Source organism: Oleiphilus sp. HI0132, assembly GCF_001635845.1.
Genome location: NZ_LWGJ01000090.1, coordinates 1 through 576, shown reverse-complemented (window position 1 = coordinate 576; position 576 = coordinate 1). Strand labels below are relative to the sequence as shown.

At 46.0% G+C, this 576-nt stretch carries 1 protein-coding gene; it reads left to right on the top strand.

Annotation, left to right across the window (positions count from 1 at the left end; genetic code table 11):
- The coding region (gene galE / locus A3766_RS01200; RefSeq protein WP_068641502.1) for a UDP-glucose 4-epimerase GalE at positions 1–576 on the top strand (576 nt) is incomplete at both ends.

The window sequence follows — 576 nt, the reverse complement described above, 5'->3', positions numbered from 1 at the left end:
TACATTTTGCCGCGAACATTGTGGTGCCCGAGTCAGTCGTAAATCCACTTAAGTACTACAGTAACAATACTCGTAATACCCTGAATTTACTGACTATTATTGAAAAGTATAAAACGCCTTACATGGTATTTTCGTCAACGGCGGCTGTTTATGGTATGCCGGAAGAGAAAGTAATTAGCGAAGATATGCCACTAGCGCCAATCAACCCTTACGGCGCATCGAAAATGATGAGCGAGCAAATGATTCGTGACCTGTCGGCAGCCAGCGATTTGAATCATGTGATTTTGCGTTACTTTAACGTTGCCGGTGCTGACATTACCAGCCGTTTGGGGCAGGCAACCCCCGAAGCGACTCATCTGATCAAGGTCGCTTGTGAATGTGTAACAGGTGAGCGCGATGGTATGGTGATCTTTGGTACGGATTATGAAACACGTGATGGTACCTGTATCCGCGATTACATCCATGTTGATGATTTGGCTAAAGCGCATGTTATGGCGCTCGATTACATGGCGAAAGGCGGTGAATCGCAAATCCTAAACTGTGGTTATGGCCGTGGCTTTACGGTCAGTGAAGTAA